The sequence below is a fragment of the Streptomyces sp. DF42 genome (assembly GCF_058267695.1).
The window spans coordinates 5,391,703-5,412,588 of record NZ_CM177859.1 but is presented as its reverse complement, the minus strand read 5'-3'; the positions used below and the strand labels follow the sequence as shown (position 1 = coordinate 5,412,588).

The 20,886-nt window shown below is 70.9% G+C and carries 17 protein-coding genes; 8 read left to right on the top strand and 9 right to left on the bottom strand.

Features of this window, described 5'->3' with window-relative positions:
* Positions 1–104: 104 nt before the first annotated feature.
* From ACYUED_RS24765 to ssd, 4 genes are read right to left on the bottom strand one after another with little or no spacing between them, the layout of a single operon-like run.
* Positions 105–893 (bottom strand): type II secretion system F family protein, encoded by a 789-nt coding sequence (locus tag ACYUED_RS24765; RefSeq protein ID WP_491285127.1) that lies wholly within the window; start codon positions 891–893, stop codon positions 105–107.
* Complete coding sequence (locus ACYUED_RS24760) at positions 890–1,762, bottom strand: type II secretion system F family protein (RefSeq protein ID WP_491294414.1); 873 nt, start codon at positions 1,760–1,762, stop codon at positions 890–892. Before ACYUED_RS24760 ends, ACYUED_RS24765 begins: the two co-directional genes overlap by 4 nt.
* A 45-nt stretch (positions 1,763–1,807) precedes the next feature.
* Positions 1,808–3,037: a TadA family conjugal transfer-associated ATPase gene (locus ACYUED_RS24755; RefSeq protein ID WP_491285125.1), complete on the bottom strand. Its 1,230-nt coding sequence runs from the start codon at positions 3,035–3,037 to the stop codon at positions 1,808–1,810.
* A complete protein-coding gene (gene ssd, locus ACYUED_RS24750) occupies positions 3,034–4,146 on the bottom strand; it encodes a septum site-determining protein Ssd (protein WP_491285123.1) in 1,113 nt (370 codons plus the stop codon). Before ssd ends, ACYUED_RS24755 begins: the two co-directional genes overlap by 4 nt.
* A 575-nt stretch (positions 4,147–4,721) precedes the next feature.
* On the opposite strand from ssd, the gene ACYUED_RS24745 reads away from it, so the two are divergent.
* Positions 4,722–5,555, top strand: coding sequence for an HAD family hydrolase (locus ACYUED_RS24745; RefSeq protein WP_491285119.1), 834 nt, complete (start codon positions 4,722–4,724; stop codon positions 5,553–5,555).
* Positions 5,556–5,924: 369 nt separating this feature from the next.
* On the opposite strand, the gene ACYUED_RS24740 is transcribed toward ACYUED_RS24745, so the two are convergent.
* Complete coding sequence (locus ACYUED_RS24740) at positions 5,925–6,749, bottom strand: Fic family protein (RefSeq protein ID WP_491285117.1); 825 nt, start codon at positions 6,747–6,749, stop codon at positions 5,925–5,927.
* Positions 6,750–6,849: 100 nt separating this feature from the next.
* Between ACYUED_RS24740 and ACYUED_RS24735 the strand changes: the two genes are divergently transcribed.
* Positions 6,850–7,830: an ATP-binding protein gene (locus ACYUED_RS24735; RefSeq protein WP_491285114.1), complete on the top strand. Its 981-nt coding sequence runs from the start codon at positions 6,850–6,852 to the stop codon at positions 7,828–7,830.
* 3 nt (positions 7,831–7,833) lie between these two features.
* On the opposite strand, the gene ACYUED_RS24730 is transcribed toward ACYUED_RS24735, so the two are convergent.
* Entirely contained in the window at positions 7,834–9,105 is a 1,272-nt protein-coding gene (locus ACYUED_RS24730) for a polysaccharide deacetylase family protein (RefSeq protein WP_491285112.1), read from the bottom strand.
* A 335-nt stretch (positions 9,106–9,440) separates the two neighbouring features.
* Here ACYUED_RS24730 and ACYUED_RS24725 point away from each other — a divergent pair, with 335 nt between their 5' ends.
* From ACYUED_RS24725 to ACYUED_RS24700, 6 genes are all read left to right on the top strand, one after another.
* Entirely contained in the window at positions 9,441–11,882 is a 2,442-nt protein-coding gene (locus ACYUED_RS24725; protein WP_491285109.1) for a SulP family inorganic anion transporter, read from the top strand.
* A 279-nt stretch (positions 11,883–12,161) separates the two neighbouring features.
* Positions 12,162–14,162, top strand: a complete 2,001-nt coding sequence (gene acs, locus ACYUED_RS24720) for an acetate--CoA ligase (protein WP_491285107.1) — start codon at positions 12,162–12,164, stop codon at positions 14,160–14,162.
* A 157-nt stretch (positions 14,163–14,319) separates the two neighbouring features.
* Entirely contained in the window at positions 14,320–15,756 is a 1,437-nt protein-coding gene (gene nhaA / locus ACYUED_RS24715; RefSeq protein ID WP_491285105.1) for a Na+/H+ antiporter NhaA, read from the top strand.
* 60 nt (positions 15,757–15,816) lie between these two features.
* Positions 15,817–16,311 (top strand): phage holin family protein, encoded by a 495-nt coding sequence (locus ACYUED_RS24710; protein ID WP_266518790.1) that lies wholly within the window; start codon positions 15,817–15,819, stop codon positions 16,309–16,311.
* Positions 16,308–17,276, top strand: coding sequence for an alpha/beta fold hydrolase (locus tag ACYUED_RS24705; protein WP_491285102.1), 969 nt, complete (start codon positions 16,308–16,310; stop codon positions 17,274–17,276). Before ACYUED_RS24710 ends, ACYUED_RS24705 begins: the two co-directional genes overlap by 4 nt.
* Before the next feature lie 260 nt (positions 17,277–17,536).
* Entirely contained in the window at positions 17,537–17,719 is a 183-nt protein-coding gene (locus ACYUED_RS24700) for a hypothetical protein (protein WP_491285101.1), read from the top strand.
* Between the two features lie 37 nt (positions 17,720–17,756).
* On the opposite strand, the gene ACYUED_RS24695 is transcribed toward ACYUED_RS24700, so the two are convergent.
* The 3 genes from ACYUED_RS24695 to nth all read right to left on the bottom strand — a co-directional run bounded on the left by ACYUED_RS24695 (position 17,757) and on the right by nth (position 20,831).
* A complete protein-coding gene (locus tag ACYUED_RS24695; RefSeq protein ID WP_491285099.1) occupies positions 17,757–18,956 on the bottom strand; it encodes a MarP family serine protease in 1,200 nt (399 codons plus the stop codon).
* 119 nt (positions 18,957–19,075) lie between these two features.
* A complete protein-coding gene (locus tag ACYUED_RS24690) occupies positions 19,076–19,771 on the bottom strand; it encodes an NUDIX hydrolase (RefSeq protein ID WP_491285097.1) in 696 nt (231 codons plus the stop codon).
* 88 nt (positions 19,772–19,859) lie between these two features.
* Positions 19,860–20,831 (bottom strand): endonuclease III, encoded by a 972-nt coding sequence (nth, locus tag ACYUED_RS24685; protein WP_491285095.1) that lies wholly within the window; start codon positions 20,829–20,831, stop codon positions 19,860–19,862.
* Positions 20,832–20,886 lie beyond the last annotated feature (55 nt).

Here is a 20,886-nt window from a genome sequence, read left to right as displayed (position 1 = left end):
TCAGTCCTGTTGACCACTCGCGTCGACGTCGGCTCCTTGCCGCGCGACCTCCACTGCCTACTGCTCGGGCACCCACCTGGCGCCGTCCGTCCGCACCACTCCCGTCATCCACCACCTCCTCCCAGCACCCCGCCCGCGAGCCCGATCACCACAGGCAGAACGCCGACCGCGATGAACGCGGGCAGGAAACACAGGCCCACCGGTGCGGTGACCATGACGGCCGCCCGCCGAGCCCGTGCCGTCGCGGCGCGGGCCCAGTCGGCGCGGACGTCCGCCGCGAGGCGCGCGACCGGTGTGGCGGCGGGCAGCCCGGACACGTCGGCCCGTTCCAGCAGCCGCGCCAGAGGTCCTGCGCCCGGTAGTGCGGCGAGCCTTTGCCAGGCCTCGGCCGGTTCGCCGCCCAGCCGCACCTCTGCCGCGCCGCGCGCCAGCGCGTCTCCGACGGGGCCGCCCAGCGCCTCGCCGACGGCCCGCGCCGCGACGACGGGCCCCGCACCGGCGGCGATGCAGGCGGCCACCAGGTCGGCGGAGAGCGGGAGTTGACGGGCCGTCTCGTTCGCATCGTCGATCTCCGCGCCGCCCGCCGCCGCTTGCCGCGCACGCCACCGCCACAGCCCGCCCGCGACGGCCAGCCCCACCAGGACACCGGCGAGGCCGCCGACCAGAACCACCCCGGCGCACACCACCCCGGCGGCAGGCAGCCATCGGCGCGCGGCTTCCCGCACCTCGAAGCGCGACCCGGCCCGCGTCACCTCGACCCCTGCCACAAGCCCGGCCAGCCGCTTGATCACCCTCCGCTCACGCCGTACCGCCTCCAGCCGGCGCAGCAGCCACCCGAGGACGAGCAACGCCCCCACGGTCACCCCCAGCCTGTGGACAACTTCCGCACTCACGCCGCCTCCGCTCCCCGCACGATCCGCATCGCCCACCACATCCCCAGGCCGTCCAAGAACCCGCCGGCCAACAGGCAGCCGAGTCCGGCTCCGGTGTGCAGCAGCACGTGCAGCGGGTGGGCCCCGAGGGCCGTGCCGAGGGCAAGTCCCAGCGCCGGCAGCCCCGCGAGCATCACCGCCGTGGACCGCGCCCCCGCCAACTGGGCGCGCAGATCGGCGCGTTGATCCCGCTCCGCGCGCAACGCCCCTTCGAGCCGATCGAGTCCGGCCGCGAGGCCCGCACCCTGGTCCACGGCCACCCGCCAGCACGCCGCGAGGCCCAGCAGTCCCTCGGCGCCCGGTTGGCGTGCCGCCACCTCCAGCGCGCCCGGTACATCGCCGCCGAACCGCGCCGCCGCCAGCACCACGGCCTGCCCGCTCCCGAGCCCACCGGAATCCCGCGCGGTACGCAGCAGCGCCTCTCCGGGTTGCCGCCCGGCGCGCACCTCCCCGGTGAGCGCCCCGCACAGCGCGATCACCGCTTCCCCGCGGCTCTCCCGGGCCCGCCGGGCCTCCCCGGCCAGCCGGACTCTCCGCAGCAGGGGCACCCCGGCCGCCCCCGCGACGACCGGCAGCACCGACGCACCCAGCACCGCCAGCACCACGCCGGCGAGCAGCGCCCACCACTCGGCCCGCAGCCGCCCGCGGATGCGCCCCAGCTCCCCGGCCACATCCCGCCAGGACGGCGGCCCGGTGCCCACCAGCCCGCCTCCCGCGAGCAACAGCTGGGCCCGGCGCGCTCCGGAGTGCCACCCGCCCATCAGCAGGGCCGCCGCACCGGCACACGCCACGGCCGCCCCCGTCGCCGTCTCACCCATCCCGATCTCCATCTCCGTCACCGCTCCCTCTCGCTCCCCATCCCGCTCCTGGTCCCGCTACTGCTTCTCGCTCTGAAGCAGCCCCCGCAGCCGCTCCCATCCCCGCTCGTACGCGAAGGCCTCCGCGCCCCACCGCAGCGCCGGCACCGTCCGCACCAGCCCCGACGGATCCCGCTCCAGGACGTGCACCTCGGCGATCCGCCGCCGCCCGGTCCGGTCCCGCACGAGATGTAGGACCACCGACAGCGCCGCCGCCAACTGGCTGTGCAGCGCGGCCCGGTCGAGCCCGGCCGCCGTACCGAGCGCCTCCAGCCGGGCCGGTACATCGGCGGCCGCATTGGCGTGCACGGTGCCGCAGCCCCCCTCGTGGCCGGTGTTCAACGCGGCCAGCAGATGCACCACTTCGGGCCCGCGCACCTCGCCCACGACCAGCCGGTCGGGCCGCATCCGCAGCGCCTGCCGCACGAGGTCCTGCAGCGTGACGAGTCCGGCGCCCTCCTGGTTGGCAGGTCTGGTCTCGAGGCGGACGACGTGCGGATGGTCCGGGCGCAGCTCCGCCGAGTCCTCGGCGAGCACGATCCGCTCGCCGCGTCCGACCAGTCCCAGCAACGCGCTCAACAACGTCGTCTTGCCGCTGCCCGTCCCACCGCTGATGAGAAACGACAGCCGCGCGTCCAGCAGCGCGCGCAGCAGGCGGTCCCCGCCCGGCGGCACCGTGCCCGCCGCGACCAGTTCGTCGAGGGTGAACGCCCGGGGCCGCACGACGCGCAGCGACAGACATGTGCAGGCCACGGCCACCGGGGGCAGTACCGCATGAAGTCGCGTCCCGTCGGGCAGCCGGGCGTCGGCCCACGGCCGGGCGTCGTCGAGGCGCCGTCCGGCCACCGCGGCCAGGCGCTGCGCGAGACGTCGTACGGCACCGGCGTCCGGGAAGGAGACCGAGGTCAGCTCCAGTCCGCCGCCCCGGTCCACCCAGACCCGGTCCGGGGCCGTCACCAGCACGTCGGTGACCGACGGATCGGCGAGCAGAGGTTCCAGTGGACCGCTGCCGACCAGTTCGGACCGCAACTGCTCGGCCGCGCCGAGGACTTCGGCGTCCCCCAGGACCCGCCCCTGCTCCCGCAACGCCTGCGCGACGCGCGCGGGTGTCGGCTCGGCCCCGCTCTCGACGAGCCACTGCCGTACGCCGTCCAGAAGCCCCTGTGACGGGCCCGGACCGGCCGTCGCCACGGCCGCGCTGCCGCCCGACCTCCACGGCGCCTGCGAAGCGCCCGGACCGCCGCTCATGCGTCGCCCGTTTCGACCAGCGCCCGCTCCCAGAACTCCTTGCAGAAGCGCGCCAGGGGCCCGCGGCCGCCGGCGGCGGGCGGTGCCTTGCCCTCCCCCGGGCGCAGCAGCCCCGTCTCCACGGGCAGTTCGCCGGCCAGCGGCAGTCCGAGCAGCCGGGCCACCTCACGGTCGTCGAGCCCGGGTGCGTACGGACCCCGTACCGCGACCCTCAGGTCGCGCAGGACCATGCCGACGGCGGACGCCACCCGCCCGGCCGCGGCCACGGCGCGCAGTTCGCCGGGGACCACCAGGAGTCCGACGTCGAGCTGGGCAAGGGCCTCGGCGACCCCGTCGTCGACGCGGCGCGGCAGGTCGACGACCACGGTGCCGCCGCGTCGCCGGGCCGCGGCGAGCACCGCCCGTACGGCCTGAGCCGGGACGGCGATGCGGTCACCGCGGTCCCAGCTGAGCACCCGCAGGGAGTGGAGCTGCGGCAGCGACTCCTCCAGGGCGCTGCCGCCGACCCGCCCGCGGGAGGCGGCGAAGGCGGGCCAGCGGAGTCCCTCGGCGCTCTCGCCGCCGAGCAGTACATCCAGTCCGCCGCCCAGTGGATCGGCGTCCACGAGCAGGGTGCGCAGTCCCTCGCGCGCCGAGGTGACGGCGAGGGCGCACGCGAGTGTGGATGCTCCGGCCCCGCCGCGGCCCCCGATGACGCCCACGGTGAGGGCGGGCCGGCCGACGCCCTCGGCCACGTCCGCGATCCGGTCGACCAGCCACTGTTCGCCGTCGGGCAGCATCAGCACGTGATCGGCGCCGATCTCGACGGCCCGGCGCCAGACCCCGGAGTCGTCCTGGTCACGGCCGACCAGCACCACCCCTCGTCTGCGTGCGGCCCCGCGCACGCGGCGTGCCGCGTCGTCGCCGACCAGGACGAGCGGTGCGGCCTCCCAACCGCCCGCACGCTGCGGAACCGAGTGGTGGACCTCGGGCGTCGCCCCCGCCGCGGCGCACAGCCGCAGCAGGTCGTCGAGCAGCTCGACGTCCTCCGTGACGATCAGTGGCCCGGCCTGCCGCCCCGAGGCGGCGGGCGGTGGTTCGTGTGTGACGGCTCCGGTCACGGTTTCCATCCCCCATCGCTGCATCTGTCGCGCAGCTCCTGCGGCCACGCGATTCCCAAACGTGTGAAGAACCGGCAAGCGGTCTCCATATGAACGGCCGATACGAACCGGCCAAACCCGCCCGACAAACCGGATCCGGTCATGAACTCGGCGTGAGCGGGACGCGTTTGAATCACGGTGCAGCGATCCCGGAAATCGTGTGGATCTTGATCGATAGCTGTGGACAAGTCGGCGGTTGTGAATATCGCCATCACCCATGCCGGTGACGCCCTCGACGAGCTTGGCGCGACTCCCTCAGAGCAGCCCGACGACTACACACGGTGACGGATCGCGGGCATGCGGAAGAGGCGGCCGCAGCCGCCTCGCAACGGCCGTACAGCCGCATGAAAAGAGGAAAAACCCACCCGGACATGCGACGACCCCCACCGGGGGGGAGAGTGGGGGTCGCCTTCACGGCCGACTCGGGGGGGGAGGAGCCGGACCGCGTTAGCACGGTCGCGAACGATCCGTGACTTCCATGGTGTACCCGAGAGCCTTCTCAGGCAAACCCACGCGCCACACCTTACGCCGAATGGGCTGCACCTATGCTCGGGGTCGTGGAAAACCACTCCTTGCCCCGCACCGCCGCCTTCTTTGACCTGGACAAGACGGTCATTGCGAAGTCGAGCACGCTCACGTTCAGCAAGTCGTTCTACCAAGGCGGGCTGATCAACCGCCGCGCCGCCTTGCGTACCGCATATGCCCAGTTCGTCTTCCTCGTCGGCGGCATGGACCACGACCAGATGGAGCGGACGCGCAAGTACCTCTCGCAGCTCGTCCGCGGCTGGAACGTCCAGCAGGTCAAGGAGATCGTCGCCGAGACCCTGCACGACCTGATCGACCCGATCATCTACGACGAGGCCGCCTCCCTCATCGAGGAGCACCACACCGCCGGCCGCGACGTCGTCATCGTGTCGACGTCGGGCGCCGAGGTGGTGGAGCCGATCGGCGAGCTGCTCGGCGCGGACCGCGTGGTGGCGACGCGCATGGTCGTCGGCGAGGACGGCTGCTTCACCGGCGAGGTGGCGTACTACGCGTACGGCCCGACGAAGGCGGAGGCAGTCAAGGAGCTGGCCCGGTCCGAGGGGTACGACCTCGACCGCTGCTACGCCTACAGCGACTCGGCGACCGACCTGCCGATGCTGCAGGAGGTCGGTCATCCGCACGCCGTGAACCCGGACCGCACGCTGCGCCGCGAGGCACTCGCGCGCGGGTGGCCGATTCTCGATTTCCACCGGCCGGTCCGGCTCAAGCAGCGGATCCCGACATTCTCCGTACCGCCCCGTCCGGCACTCGTCGCGGCCGCCGCAATAGGCGCCGCGGCCGCCACCGCGGGTCTGGTCTGGTACGCGAGCCGACGACGGTCGGCGGTCGCCTGAACTGCCGGTTCACCGACTGCCAGACCTCGTTCGACATACCGACGACCGTTTGCAACCTATTTGAGACTAAAAGTAAAGAAGCACAGCCGGGGGTTCCGCTTGCTTCGGTCCTGGAGTACAAAGGGGTTAACGGCCCGCGAGACCAAGGACATCCGAAAGGATCACCTTAATAACGCATTTGGCCCACGGACCGAGCATGGACATCGAGCACCCACGCGACGTCGACCCGTCGATTACGGGCCAGCCGCACCAGGTGACGGGCAAGGTTCCCGGCCTGATGGGCAATACATCGAGGACGCTTGGTAACCCGGTGAACATGCCAGCGGCGGTACGAATCCTCGTACCGCCGCAACCCTTTTCCCCGGTTTCTCACGCCGCCCCACGCTGCAGCGCCTCGCACACGGCCGTCGACTCGCGCGCGCCCAGCTCCACCGCCCTGCCGCAGTGGGCGATCCAGGCGGACATGCCCTCCGGAGTACCGGAGACATATCCGTCCAGCGCCGCCAGATAGGCCGCGCGCCCCAGCTCGGCGTGGCCGACCTCGGCGGCGCACACGGACTTCGGGTCGAGGCCGCTGCCCACCAGGACGATGCGTTCGGCGGTGCGGGCGACGAGGCCGTTGCGGGACGTGAAGGGGCGCAGCGCGAGGAGTTCGCCGTGGACGACGGCGGCCATCACGAGGGCGGGCGCGGAGCTGCCGGTGATGACCAGCTCGGACAGGCCCTCCAACCGGCCGTGCACCTCGTCGGCGTCCGGCAGCGGCAGTTCGATGAGCGGCTCGTCGACCGGCTCGCCCGTCTGTCGCGGCCGTCCCACCTCGTCCCCGTTGCCCGCCGCGGCCACCAGGTGCAGGCGCGCCAGCACCCTCAGCGGCGACTGCCGCCAGATGGAGAGCAGTTGGCCCGCCTCGGCGGTCAGCCTCAGGGCCGCACCCACCACGCGCGCGTCGTCGTCACCGCTGAAGTCGGTGCGCCGGCGCACCTCTTCGAGGGCCCAGTCGGCACCGGACAAGGCCGCGGACCCGCGGGCACCACGAAGCGCCGCCTCAGAGGTGATCTCGTTGCTGCGGCGCCGCATGACCCGGTGTCCGTAGACCCGGTCCACGGCCTTGCGCATGGACTCCACGGACTCGGTCACACCGGGCAGCGAACCCAGGGCCGCGAGCGGATCGGCGGACGCGCCTGTCGTACTCATGAGTACGACCCTAGCCACCTCGGGCGCGTGCCCCACGTTTGAGTGGTCTTCTTCACTCCGCCTGTCACCTACAGCTATCTCCCGACTACCCTTGGTGAACATGAAAATTGCTTTCGTCGGGAAGGGCGGCAGCGGCAAGACGACCGTGTCCTCCCTGTTCATCCGCCATCTCGCGGCCACCGGTGCGCCGGTCGTCGCGGTCGACGCGGACATCAACCAGCATCTGGGGGCCGCGCTCGGCCTGGACGAGGCGGAGGCCGCCGCGCTGCCCGCGATGGGCGACCGGCTGTCACTGATCAAGAACCACCTGCGCGGCTCGAATCCGCGCATCGCCTCCGCCGAGACGATGATCAAGACGACCCCGCCCGGCGAGGGCTCGCGGCTGCTGCGGGTGTGCGAGGACAACCCGGTCTACGAGGCCTGCGCCCGGCCGGTGGAACTCGACGGCGACGCCGTCCGTTTGATGGTCACCGGCCCCTTCACCGACGCCGACCTGGGGGTCGCCTGCTACCACTCCAAGACGGGAGCGGTGGAGCTGTGCCTGAACCACCTGGTGGACGGGCGCGGGGAGTACGTCGTGGTGGACATGACGGCGGGCTCCGACTCCTTCGCCTCCGGCATGTTCACCCGCTTCGACATCACCTTCCTCGTCGCCGAGCCGACGCGGAAGGGCGTCTCCGTCTATCGCCAGTACAAGGAGTACGCCCGTGACTTCGGCGTCGTGCTCAAGGTCGTCGGGAACAAGGTGCAGGGCCAGGACGACCTCGACTTCCTCCGCGCCGAGGTCGGGGACGACCTGCTCGTGACCGTCGGGCACTCGGACTGGGTGCGCGCCATGGAGAAGGGCCGCCCGCCCCGGTTCGAGCTCCTGGAGGACGCCAACCGCCGCGCCCTGCGCACCCTTGAGGTCGCCGTGGACGCGACGTACGAGCTGCGCGACCGGGAGCGCTACATGCGCCAGATGGTGCACTTCCACCTGAAGAACGCGGACTCGTGGGGCAACGCGCGCACCGGGGCCGACCTGGCGGCGCAGGTCGACCCCGGGTTCGTGCTCGGTGAGAGCGTCACCGCCTCCCTGTGACCGTCACTGCTTGACCGCCTGTGCCCCCGGCGCACCCTTCGGGGCCGGGGCGGGGCGGCCGGTCAGCAAGGAAGTCCAGCCCTGCTTCGGGGCCTCGCCGACGTTCAGGGCGCGCAGCTTCGCCAGGGTCTGCGGGTCCTGGGCGTCCAGCCAGTCGGCGAGCTGGTGGAAGGACACGCAACGCACCTCGGGCTTGTTGCAGACGTTCTCGACGACCTCGTCGATGGCCCGCATGTAGGTGCCGCCGTTCCAGGACTCGAAGTGGTTGCCGATGATCAGCGGCGCGCGGTTGCCCTCGTAGGCCCGGCGGAAGCCCTTGAGCAGGCCGTCGCGCATCTGGTCGCCCCAGTAGTCGTACTTGTCGGGGTCGCCCTGGGTCTGGGTGCCGGACTGGTTGACCATGAAGTTGTAGTCCATGGTGAGCTGCTCGTAGGAGTGCCCGGGGAAGGGCACGAGCTGCATGGACAGGTCCCAGAGGCCTTCCTTCTTCTTCGGCCAGAGCTGTTCGTTGACCCCGCTGGTGTCGTAGCGGAAGCCCATCTGGCTCGCGGCCCGCATGAAGTTCTTCTGGCCTTCGAGGCAGGGTGTCCGCGCGCCGATGAGCTCCTTGTCGTAGTCGAAGGGCAGTGGAGCCGCCTTCTTCATGTCGGCGTTGGTCTTCCAGCTCTTCACGAACTGCTTGGCCTGATCGATCTCGCTCTTCCACTCGTCGACCGACCACTCGCCGACTCCACCGTTCTTGCCGCAGAAGTGGCCGTTGAAGTGGGTGCCGACCTCATTCCCCTCCAGCCAGGCCAGGCGTAGCTGCTTGACGGTGTCGGCGATGCCCTTCTCGTCGTTGAAGCCGATGTCGGAGCGGCCCGGCGAGTGCTGCGGGGGCTTGTAGAGGTCACGCTTCTCCTGCGGCAGCATGTACACGCCGCTGAGGAAGTACGTCATCGTCGCGTGGTTGGCCTTGGAGAGCTTGCGGAAGTGGGAGAACAGCTTCTGGCTGTCCTCGCCCGCGCCGTCCCAGGAGAAGACGACGAACTGCGGTGGCTTCTGGCCGGGTCGCAGACGCTCGGGTCTCGGCAGGTGCGGCTGCGCTCCGGTGTACGCGGTGGAGCCGTCGCCGATCAGCCGGACCGCGCTTCCCGGCGCCTGGACCGGCACGGCTTTCGGCGGACCGGGAGAACCTGCCTTGGGACCGTTGGATCCGGTCGCGCAGCCGGCGACCGATGCGGCACAGGCCACGGCGATCACTGCGCCCGCGGCGATCCTGTGGGTGGCGGCCATGTTCCGCTCACCTTCTTCCTTCTCTCAGGCCAACGCCGATGAGGGCGTTTTCTGGTGGTATGCCGGGCAAGCCCGACAGCGCCGCCAAGGTCGCATGGGGCCGAGAAGGAATTAGTACGACAAGCCGATGAAATGACCGCTTCACTCATTGGAGTGAGTGATTGCCCCATTTGCCAGGAAAGTCCATGCCTGGCCTTTACTCTGAATTACGATTCGTTTACCGAGTGTTGATTTATCCCGCCGCTGCACGCCGTGACCCACGGCCGCGACCCGCCCCCGTCCATCGACGGGACGACCTGATCCGCGACCGCGCTGCCCCGGAGGAGACGGGAAACATGTCAGCTTGTGCCCCCACCCGCACCACCAACTCCACTCGAACCAAGAGCATCCACCAGCCCCACAGTCCATCCCCGGCCCCGCACCGCCGCTTCCGTATCGCGGGAGCCGATGTCTCGGCCTCGATCGCGGTTTTCCTGATCGCCCTGCCTCTGTCCCTGGGCATCGCCCTCGCCACCGGCGCCCCGCTCCAGGCCGGCCTGGTCGCCGCCGCGGTCGGCGGGCTGGTCGCCGGGCGGATCGGCGGCTGTCCACTCCAGGTCAGCGGGCCCGCCGCGGGCCTCACGGTCGTCACCGCCGACCTCATCCACCACTACGGATGGCGTACGACCTGTGCCATCACGGTCCTCGCCGGCCTCGCCCAACTGGGCCTCGGCTGCCTGCGCGTGGCGCGGACCGCGCTCGCCGTCAGCCCCGCCATCGTGCACGGCATGCTCGCCGGCATCGGCGTCACCATCGCCGTAGCCCAGCTGCACATCGTCCTCGGCGGCACCCCGCAGAGTTCCGTCCTCGACAACCTCCGGGCGCTGCCCGCGCAGTGGGCGAACCTGCATCCCGCCGCGGTGACCGTCAGCGTGCTGACCCTGACCCTGCTGCTGCTCTGGCCGCGGATCCCGGGCCGGGCGGGGCGCCTGCTGCGGAAGATCCCGGCCGCGCTGGTCGCCGTGGCCGGCTCCACCGCGGCCGCCTCGCTCGCCGGGCTGAGCATGGCCAAGGTCGACCTGCCGTCCTGGAGCAGCCATGCCCTGGCCGGTCTTCCCGACGGCCCGGTGCTCGGCCTGATCGCGGCGGTGCTCACCACCACACTGGTGTGCAGCGTGCAGTCGCTGCTCGGTGCGGTCGCCGTGGACAAGCTGGCCGCCGCGCGCCCCGGACTGACCGCCCGCGTCGGCCGCGCCCACCTGGACCGCGAACTGCTCGGGCAGGGCGCCGCCAACATCGTCTCCGGGGCGCTCGGCGGGCTGCCGGTCGCCGGAGTGGCCGTGAGAAGTTCGGCGAATGTGAACGCCGGCGCGGTGAGCCGGAACTCCACGATGCTGCACGGCGTTCTGGTAGTAGTCGCCGCGCTGCTGATGGTTCCGATCCTGGAGTTCATCCCGCTCGCCTCACTCGCCGCCCTGGTGATGGCCGTCGGTATCCAGATGGTGTCCCTGCACCACATCCGCACGGTGACCCGCCACCGGGAAGTGCTGGTGTACACCGTCACCACACTCGGCGTGGTGGTCCTCGGCGTCCTGGAGGGCGTGACCCTCGGGATCGCCGTGGCCGTCGCCGTCGCCATGCAGCGCCTCGCCCGCACCCGCATCACGCACGAAGAACACGAAGAAAGGGAAGGAGTCCATCATGTACGTGTCCGGGGCCAGCTGACGTTCCTCGCGGTGCCGCGGCTCAGCCGGGCCCTGCATCTGGTACCCCAAGGTGCCCATGCCGTGGTGGAGTTGGATGGGTCCTTCATGGACCACGCGGCATACGAGTCACTGCAGGACTGGCAGAACACGCACACGGCACAGGGCGGCTCCGTCGAGCTGACCGGCCGCAGACCCGGTACCCGCAGCAGCGAGCCCATGCCGCTCGCCGAGGGGCACGGCGAGTCCTCCGTCGGCTGCCTCTGCCGTCCCTGGACGCCCTGGCGCAACCACCAGTGCCAACCCTCACGGTCCGCGGCACCCGCTGACCACACCGGCGCTCCGAGCGAGCCGAGTGGTTCGAGCGAGCCGAGTGGGCCGAGCGGCCCCACCGGACAGAGCCGTCGGAGCGGTCGGGACAGCCGGAGCGGGCATCAACTCGCGCGCGGCATCAGTGCGTTCCAGCGCAACACCGCACCGCTCGTGCGGGGTGAGCTGGCGCGTCTGGCCAGGGAGGGGCAGCGTCCGTCCCAGCTCTTCCTCACCTGCGCCGACTCACGGCTCGTCACGTCGATGATCACCTCCAGTGGTCCCGGCGATCTGTTCGTGGTGCGCAACGTGGGCAACCTCGTTCCCCTGCCGGGCGAGGAGAGCGGCGACGACTCGGTGGCGGCGGCGATCGAGTACGCCGTGGATGTGCTGAAGGTGCGGTCCATCACCGTGTGCGGGCACTCCGGGTGCGGGGCCATGCAGGCGCTGCTCACCGCCGAACCGGGCGGCCCGCCGACGCCGCTCAAGCGGTGGCTTCGGCACGGGCTGCCCAGCCTGGAGCGCATGACCGACGACGGCCGGCCGTGGGCACGGCTCGCGGACCGGGCGCCGGCCGACGCGGTCGAGCAGCTCTGTCTGACCAACGTGGTCCAGCAGTTGGAGCACCTGCACACCCACGAGTCGGTGTCCCGAGCCCTGCGGGAGGGTGCGCTGGAGCTGCACGGCATGTACTTCCACGTGGGCGAGGCGCAGGCGTATCTGCTGACGGGGGCGGCCGGTGACGAGGTGTTCGACCACGTGGAGGCGGCCGGCCTGTCCGCCTGACCGGTATCGGTCCGCCTCGGGTGTGCGGCCGGATCGAGGCGGGCCGCGCCTCCGGGGTGCGTCCGGGAGCGGGCCGCGCCGGCTCGCCTGCGCCACTAAAGTCGTGGCAGGGTCCGCGGGGCGTCGGTGCACAGGGATGTGAGAGGCGTTACAAGTGCTGAACTCCGCCCCGTCGGCGTCCGTGGGTACGGATGACGCCGGGCGCCGCACCACCGCGCCGACAGGTCTAAACCAATTTGCCGTCGGCCCTTGTCACCGGCCCCCCGGGTCTGATGAGCTGTGGCCTGGGACACAACGGACACCCTGAGAAAGGGAGATGTCGTGAGCAACGAAAGCCTGGCCAACCTCTTGAAGGAGGAGCGACGCTTCGCGCCGCCGGCTGACCTCGCCGCGGGCGCCAACGTCACGGCGGAGGCGTACGAGCAGGCCAAGGCTGACAGGCTCGGCTTCTGGGCCGAGCAGGCACGTCGGCTGACCTGGGCCAAGGAGCCGACCGAGACGCTTGACTGGTCGAACCCGCCGTTCGCCAAGTGGTTCAAGGACGGCGCGCTCAACGTCGCGTACAACTGCGTGGACCGCCATGTCGAGGCGGGCAACGGCGACCGCGTCGCCATCCACTTCGAGGGCGAGCCCGGCGACAGCCGGGCGATCACCTATGCCGAGCTCAAGGACGAGGTGTCGAAAGCCGCGGGCGCCCTGCTGGAGCTGGGTGTTCAGGCAGGCGACCGGGTCGCCGTCTACATGCCGATGATCCCGGAGACGGCGGTCGCGATGCTGGCCTGCGCCCGGATCGGCGCCGCGCACTCCGTGGTCTTCGGCGGCTTCTCGGCCGACGCCCTCGCCACGCGCATCCAGGACGCCGACGCCAAGGTCGTCATCACCACCGACGGCGGCTACCGGCGCGGCAAGCCGTCCGCGCTGAAGCCTGCCGTCGACGACGCCGTCGCGCGCGTGGACAACGTGAACCACGTCCTCGTCGTACGCCGTACCGGTCAGGAGGTCGCCTGGACCGAGGGCCGCGACGTGTGGTGGCACGAGATCGTCGAGCGGCAGTCGGCCGAGCACACGCCCGAGGCGTTCGACGCCGAGCACCCGCTGTTCATCCTGTACACGTCCGGTACGACGGGTAAGCCGAAGGGCATCCTGCACACCTCCGGCGGCTACCTCACGCAGACCGCGTACACGCACCACGCCGTCTTCGACCTCAAGCCGGAGACGGACGTCTACTGGTGCACGGCCGACGTCGGCTGGGTCACCGGGCACTCGTACATCGTCTACGGGCCGCTGGCCAACGGCGCGACCCAGGTGATGTACGAGGGCACGCCGGACACCCCGCACCAGGGCCGCTTCTGGGAGATCGTGCAGAAGTACGGGGTGACGATCCTGTACACGGCGCCCACCGCCATCCGTACGTTCATGAAGTGGGGCGACGACATCCCCGCGAAGTTCGATCTCAGCAGCCTGCGGGTGCTGGGTTCCGTGGGTGAGCCGATCAACCCCGAGGCGTGGATCTGGTACCGCAAGCACATCGGCGCCGACCGGACGCCGATCGTCGACACCTGGTGGCAGACCGAGACCGGCGCGATGATGATCTCGCCGCTGCCGGGCGTCACCGAGACCAAGCCCGGTTCCGCGCAGACCCCGCTGCCCGGCATCTCCGCGACCGTCGTCGACGACGAGGCGAGCGAGGTGGCCAACGGCGGCGGTGGCTATCTGGTCCTCACCGAGCCGTGGCCGTCCATGCTGCGCACCATCTGGGGCGACGACCAGCGCTTCCTCGACACGTACTGGTCGCGCTTCGAGGGCAAGTACTTCGCCGGTGACGGGGCGAAGAAGGACGACGACGGGGACATCTGGCTCCTCGGGCGCGTCGACGACGTGATGCTCGTGTCCGGGCACAACATCTCGACGACGGAGGTGGAGTCGGCGCTGGTGTCCCACCCCTCGGTCGCCGAGGCGGCCGTCGTCGGCGCCGCGGACGAGACGACGGGCCAGGCGATCGTCGCCTTCGTGATCCTGCGCGGCACGGCGAACGCCGAGGACGAGAACCTCATCGCCGACCTGCGAGGCCACGTCGGCAGCACGCTCGGCCCGATCGCCAAGCCGAAGCGGGTCCTTCCGGTCGCCGAGCTGCCCAAGACTCGCTCCGGCAAGATCATGCGGCGCCTGCTGCGGGACGTCGCCGAGAACCGCCAGCTCGGTGACGTGACCACGCTGACGGACTCGACGGTGATGGACCTGATCCAGACGAAGCTGCCGGCGGCGCCGAGCGAGGACTGAGACCCCGCGAAGTCCCCGTCCTGACAGGGGCGTCCGGCGCGAAGAGCGCAGGGCGCCCCTTTTAGGTAAACTAAACAAAACAACGTGACCCTCAAGGTGTGCCGGGAAGTCTGGTCGGCAAGCAGTGCAGCCCTGCCCACCGACCGGAGGTCTCCCCGTGAGCGCGCCCCGCACGACCGCCCCCCGCAAGGTTCTCGGACGCCTGTCCCTGCCCGAGCGGACCTTCGTCGCGGACGCGCTGCGCACCGAGACCGTCGGCGGTGTGCTGCTCCTCCTCGCCACGATCGCGGCACTGGTCTGGGCGAACACACCCGCGCTGCACGACAGCTACGAGAGCGTCAGTCACTTCCACTTCGGACCTCGGGCCCTCGGCCTGCACCTGTCGGTCGCGCACTGGGCCGCCGACGGACTCCTCGCCGTCTTCTTCTTCGTCGCCGGCATCGAGCTCAAGCGCGAACTGGTCGCCGGTGACCTGCGGGAGCCCAGGGCGGCCGCACTGCCGGTGGTCGCCGCGCTGTGCGGCATGGCCGTACCGGCGCTCGTCTACACCCTCACCAACATCACCGGCAGCGGCTCGCTCCAGGGCTGGGCGGTGCCCACCGCCACCGACATCGCGTTCGCCCTCGCGGTCCTCGCGGTCATCGGTACGTCCCTGCCCAGCGCCCTGCGCGCCTTCCTGCTCACCCTCGCCGTCGTCGACGACCTCTTCGCGATCCTGATCATCGCGGTCTTCTTCACCGGCTCCATCGACTTCGCCGCGCTGGGCGGCGCCGTCGTGGGCCTGGTGCTCTTCTGGCTGCTGCTGCGCAAGGGCGTTCGCGGGTGGTACGTGTACGTCCCGCTCGCGCTCGTGATCTGGGCGCTGATGTACAACAGCGGGATCCACGCCACCATCGCGGGCGTGGCCATGGGCCTGATGCTGCGCTGCCACCGCCAGGAGGGCGAGCGGCACTCCCCCGGCGAGCATGTCGAGCACCTTCTGCGGCCCCTGTCGGCAGGCCTCGCCGTACCGCTGTTCGCGCTGTTCAGCGCCGGTGTCGCGGTGTCCGGCGGCGCGCTCGGGGATGTGTTCACCAAGCCGGAGACACTGGGCGTCGTCCTCGGGCTCGTCGTCGGCAAGACGCTCGGGATCTTCGGCGGTACCTGGCTGACGGCCCGTTTCACCCGGGCGTCGCTGAGCGAGGACCTCGCGTGGGCGGACGTGTTCGCGGTGGCGGCCCTGGCCGGCATCGGCTTCACCGTGTCGCTGCTGATCGGCGAGCTCGCCTTCGCCGGGGACGCCGTACTGACGGACGAGGCCAAGGCCGCCGTACTCACGGGCTCCCTCCTCGCGGCGACGCTGGCCACGGTGCTGCTGAAGGTACGCAACGCCAAGTACCGCCGCCTGTGCGAGGCCGAGGAGCGCGACGAGGACCTGGACGGCATCCCGGACATCTACGAGGAGGACGACCCGGCGTACCACCTGCGGATGGCAGCCATCCACGAGAACAAGGCCGCCGAGCACCGCCGGATCGCCGAAGAGAAGGCCGCCGAGCGACGCGCGCTTGCCGAAGTACCGGGCGGGGCAGGCGAGGACAACGGCCGTCCGGCATGATCTGACGGGACGGTACAAAAGGACCGTCCGAAAGCCGCAAGGCAGAAGAGGGAGACCGCGATGAGCGCACCCGACGGCAGCCCGGTCGGCGCCGAACGCAGCATCGGCCAGCTGTTCGCCTCCGCGACGACCGAGATGTCGGCGCTCGTGCACGACGAGATCGCGCTGGCCAAGGCGCAGCTCAAGCAGGACGTCAAGCGCGGCGCGACGAGCGGAGGCGCGTTCTCGGTTGCCGCGGCCATCCTGCTGTTCTCCCTGCCGATGCTGAACTTCGCGCTGGCGTACGGCATCCGGACCTGGAGCCACTGGAATCTCGCGATCTGCTTCCTGCTGTCGTTCGCGGCGAACGTGCTGGTCGCGGTCGTCCTGGCGCTGATCGGCGTGGTCTTCGCGAAGAAGGCAAAGAAGAGCCAGGGCCCGCAGAAGGTGGCCGCGTCGATGAAGGAGAGCGCGGGCGTGCTGCAGAAGGCCAAGCCGCACCCGCGGCCCGAGCCCAGGGCGATCGAGGACCGGGCCCCCGAGGCCATCGAGGCTGTGGCACGCTCGTCCTCATGACGGGCTCCTCCCTCCCTTCGGGGCAATCACCTTCCACGCCACCCACTTCGGTCGTACGACCGGACGCCCTCCCCGACGGGACGAAGCTGACGCATCGTGACGTGGCCGCCAACGGCGCGCGCTTCCACATCGCCGAGGTCGGCGACGGGCCGCTGGTGCTGCTGCTGCACGGTTTCCCGCAGTTCTGGTGGACCTGGCGGCACCAGCTGACCGCGCTGGCCGAGGCGGGCTTCCGGGCCGTCGCCATGGACCTGCGCGGCGTCGGCGGCAGCGACCGCACCCCGCGCGGCTACGACCCCGCGGGCCTCGCTCTCGACATCACCGGCGTGATCCGCTCCCTGGGCGAGCCGGACGCCGCGCTGGTCGGCCACGACCTGGGCGGATACCTGGCGTGGACGGCGGCCGTGATGCGCCCCAAGCTGGTGCGGCGGCTCGCGGTGGAGTCCATGCCGCATCCCCGGCGCTGGCGCTCGGCGATGCTCTCGGACGTCAAGCAGACCCGGGCGGGCTCCTACATCTGGGGATTCCAGCGCCCCTGGATCCCTGAGCGGCAGCTGAACGCGGACGACAGCGCGCTCGTCGCCGAGCTGATCCGGGAGTGGTCCGGACCGAACCCGCCGGACGACGAGGCGGTGGAGACGTACCGCCGCGCGATGTCCATCCCGTCGACCGCGCACTGCTCGATCGAGCCGTACCGCTGGATGGTCCGCTCCATCGCCCGCCCGGACGGCATCCAGTTCAACCGCCGCATGAAGCGCCCCCTCCGGGTCCCGACCCTCCATCTCCACGGCTCGCTCGACCCCGTGATGCGCACGCGCAGCGCCGCCGGATCCGGCGAGTACGTCGAAGCCCCGTACCGCTGGCGGCTGTTCGACGGGCTGGGGCACTTCCCGCACGAGGAGGACCCGGTCGCCTTCTCGACGGAGCTGGTCAACTGGCTCAAGGATCCCGAACCGGACCGCTGAGACACCGCCGCACCGAGCCCTGCCGGGGCCCGGGGGTTGCCCCCGGGACAACACAGCCCGCACGAAGAGGCCCCGGTCGCTTTCTCCATAGAACTGGTCAATTTGGCTGAAAGATCCCGAGCCCGATCGGTGACCGAGCCGGTGCGCCCGGTATCCGGATCGGAACACGTGTCCTACGAACGGCCAATTGCCTGGCGCATAGGCCAATTGGGGGCCCACGAGGCGGTTATCGACCTTGGGGCGGGGGCACACGTCGGGGTATGGGCTGGACGCACGACTACAGTGACGTAGCACGCACTCGCCGCTCGGGCAGTGGCCTGAGTTCCCACCAGCGAGGCGGTGCACCGCAAATGGCGGATACGGACCCAAGGGTGGGCATTCCGCGCATTCTGCGCCGCCGGGCCCGCTGGGTCACGGTACGCCTGCGTCACCCCCGAGGCTGACGCCCTTCTCACTCACGCGAAGACTCCTCGCGAAGCATCAGAGGGCACAGCTGTCGCTGTCCACCTGCTGGTTCGCGGTACGCCCCTTGGTGACGTCCTCCTGGATCTCGTCCGCGGTGAGGGCGTACCCCGTCTCGGCGTCGTCGAGGGACTTCGCGAAGACCACGCCGTACACATGGCCTTCGGGCGTGAGCAGTGGGCCGCCGGAGTTGCCCTGGCGGACGGTCGTGTACAGCGAGTAGACGTCTCGGCGGACGGTGCCGCGATGGTAGATGTCCGGGCCGTTGGCCGGGAGACGGCCACGCACGCGTGCGGCTCGGACGTCGTACGAGCCGTTCTCCGGGAAGCCGGCGATGATCGCGCTGTCGCCGCTCCTGGCGTCCGTGCTGGTGAACTTCAGGGCGGGCGCCTTGAGATCGGGCACGTCGAGGACGGCGATGTCGCGGTGCCAGTCGTAGAGGACGACCGTCGCGTCGTACTTCCTGCCCTCGCCGCCTATCTGCACGGTGGGCTCGTCGACGCCTCCGACGACATGCGCGTTGGTCATGACGCGGCGGTCGCCGAAGACGAAGCCGCTGCCCTCCAGGACCTTGCCGCAGCTCTGGGCGGTGCCCATGACCTTGACGACGGAGCGCTTCGCGCTCGTGGCCACGGGGCTGTTCGCGAGGGCCGGGTCGGGGGGCCGGACGTCGGTGATCGGCTCGTTCGAGAACGGGCTGAAGACCTGCGGGAAGCCGTTCTGCGCGAGGACGGAGGAGAAGTCGGCGAACCAGGTGTCGGCCCGGTTGGGCAGGGCCCGGGAGACACCGAGGAGCACCTTGGAGCCGCGGACCTCCTTGCCGAGGGTCGGCAGTGTGGTGCCCGCGAGGGCGGAACCGATCAGCCACGCCACCAGGAGCATCGCGACAACGTTGACCAGGGCGCCGCCGGTCGCGTCCAGGGCGCGGGCCGGGGACCAGGTGATGTAGCGGCGCAGCTTGTTGCCCAGGTGAGTGGTGAGGGCCTGGCCGACGGAGGCGCAGACGATGACGACCACGACCGCGACCACGGCGGCGGTCGTGCTCACCTCCGCGTTTTCGGTGAGCGCGTCCCAGATGACGGGCAGGGTGTAGACGGCCACGAGACCGCCGCCGAGAAAGCCGATCACCGACAGGATGCCGACGACGAAACCCTGGCGGTAGCCCACGATCGCGAACCACACGGCGGCGACCAGCAACAGGATGTCCAGCACGTTCACCGGTTCGAGCCTCGCCTCATCACTTCGCGGTCACCTCAGGTCGGCCGGGGGCCGGCGCACCGCACAGCGGTGATCGGATACGGCGTCCCCCGAAAAGACACAGCACGGCAGACACCCTGTCATGACCGCCAGTCGAGCGGGACCTGGTTCTCCCGGTCCCAGGGCCGCTCCCAGCCCGCGTAATGGAGCAGGCGGTCGATGATCCCGCCCGTGAAGCCCCAGACCAGGGCCGATTCGACCAGAAATGCCGGACCTCGGTGGCCGCTGGGGTGGACGGTGGTGGCCCGGTTGCCCGGGTCCGTGAGATCCGCCACGGGGACGGTGAAGACCCGTGCCGTCTCGTTCGGATCGACGACCCCGACCGGGCTCGGCTCGTGCCACCAGCCCAGCACCGGGGTCACGACGAAGCCGCTGACCGGGATGTACAGCTTGGGCAGGACGCCGAAGAGCTGGACGCCCGACGGGTCGAGCCCTGTCTCCTCCTCGGCCTCCCGCAGCGCGGCTCTGAGCGGCCCGTCGCCCTTCGGGTCGCCGTCCTCCGGGTCGAGGGCGCCGCCCGGGAAGGAGGGCTGCCCGGCGTGTGACCTGAGTGAACTCGCGCGCTCCATGAGCAGCAACTCGGGGCCGCGCTCCCCCTCGCCGAAGAGGATGAGTACGGCGGACTGCCGCCCCGCCCCGTCCTCCGGCGGGAGGAAGCGGCTCAGCTGCAGCGGCTGCACGGTCTCCACGGCCCGCACCACCGGGCCGAGCCACTCGGGCAGGCCCTCCTTGCTGATCGTCACCGACCCGCCCTGCGTATCACTAGCGCGCGTCATCGCACCCCCGTCCTGCCGAGTCCAACGCCCCGAAGCCCCTCGATCGTTCCTGAGCCGACGCGGACCGCGCGGCCCGGCGGCTCGCCCGTCATCCGGCCCCCAGTGGCGGCGCCGGCCTGCCGCCCGCGTCCAGGTAGGACTGCGGAGGCTTGAGGCGCTGGCCGGGGAGGCCGCCCTTCTCGTACTTGAGCAGCTTCTTCGCCTTCTCGGGATCCGTCTCGCCCTCGCCGTACGCCGGGCAGAGCGGGGCGATGGGGCAGGCGCCGCAGGCGGGCTTGCGGGCGTGGCAGATGCGGCGGCCATGGAAGATCACGTGGTGCGAGAGCATCGTCCAGTCGCTCTTGGGGAAGAGCGCACCGACGGCGGCCTCGATCTTGTCCGGGTCGCTCTCCTCGGTCCACTGCCAGCGCCGCACCAGCCGCTGGAAGTGCGTGTCCACGGTGATGCCGGGGCGGCCGAACGCGTTCCCCAGCACCACGAAGGCGGTCTTGCGACCCACGCCCGGCAGTTTCACCAGGTCCTCGAGACGGCCGGGAACCTCCCCGCCGAACTGCTCCACCAGCGCCTTCGACAGCCCCATGACGGACTTGGTCTTGGCCCGGAAGAAGCCGGTCGGGCGCAGGATCTCCTCGACCTCCTCGGGGTTGGCGGCGGCCAGGTCCTCCGGGGTGGGGTACTTGGCGAAGAGCCCCGGCGTCGTCTGGTTGACCCTGAGGTCGGTGGTCTGGGCGGACAGGACCGTGGCGACCACGAGCTGGAAGGGGTTGTCGAAATCCAGCTCCGGGTGGGCGTACGGATACACCTGGGCGAGCTCGCGGTCGATGCGGCGGGCGCGGCGGACCAGCGCGGTGCGCGACTCGCCCTTCAGCGGCTTGGCCACGGCCTTCGCGGGAGGAACGTCCTTGACCGCGGCGGTCGCCTTCTTGGGCACTACGGTCGCCTTCTTGGGCGCGGCTGTCGCCTTCTTGGGCGCGGCTGTCGCCTTTTTGACGGCCGCGGACTTTTTCACGGCGGAGGCTGCCTTTTTCGCGGCAGTCTCCTTTGCCACGGCCTTCTTCACCGGAGCGCTTTTCGTCGCTTTTGCCGGTTTCTTTCCGCCACCGGAGTTCTGTTCG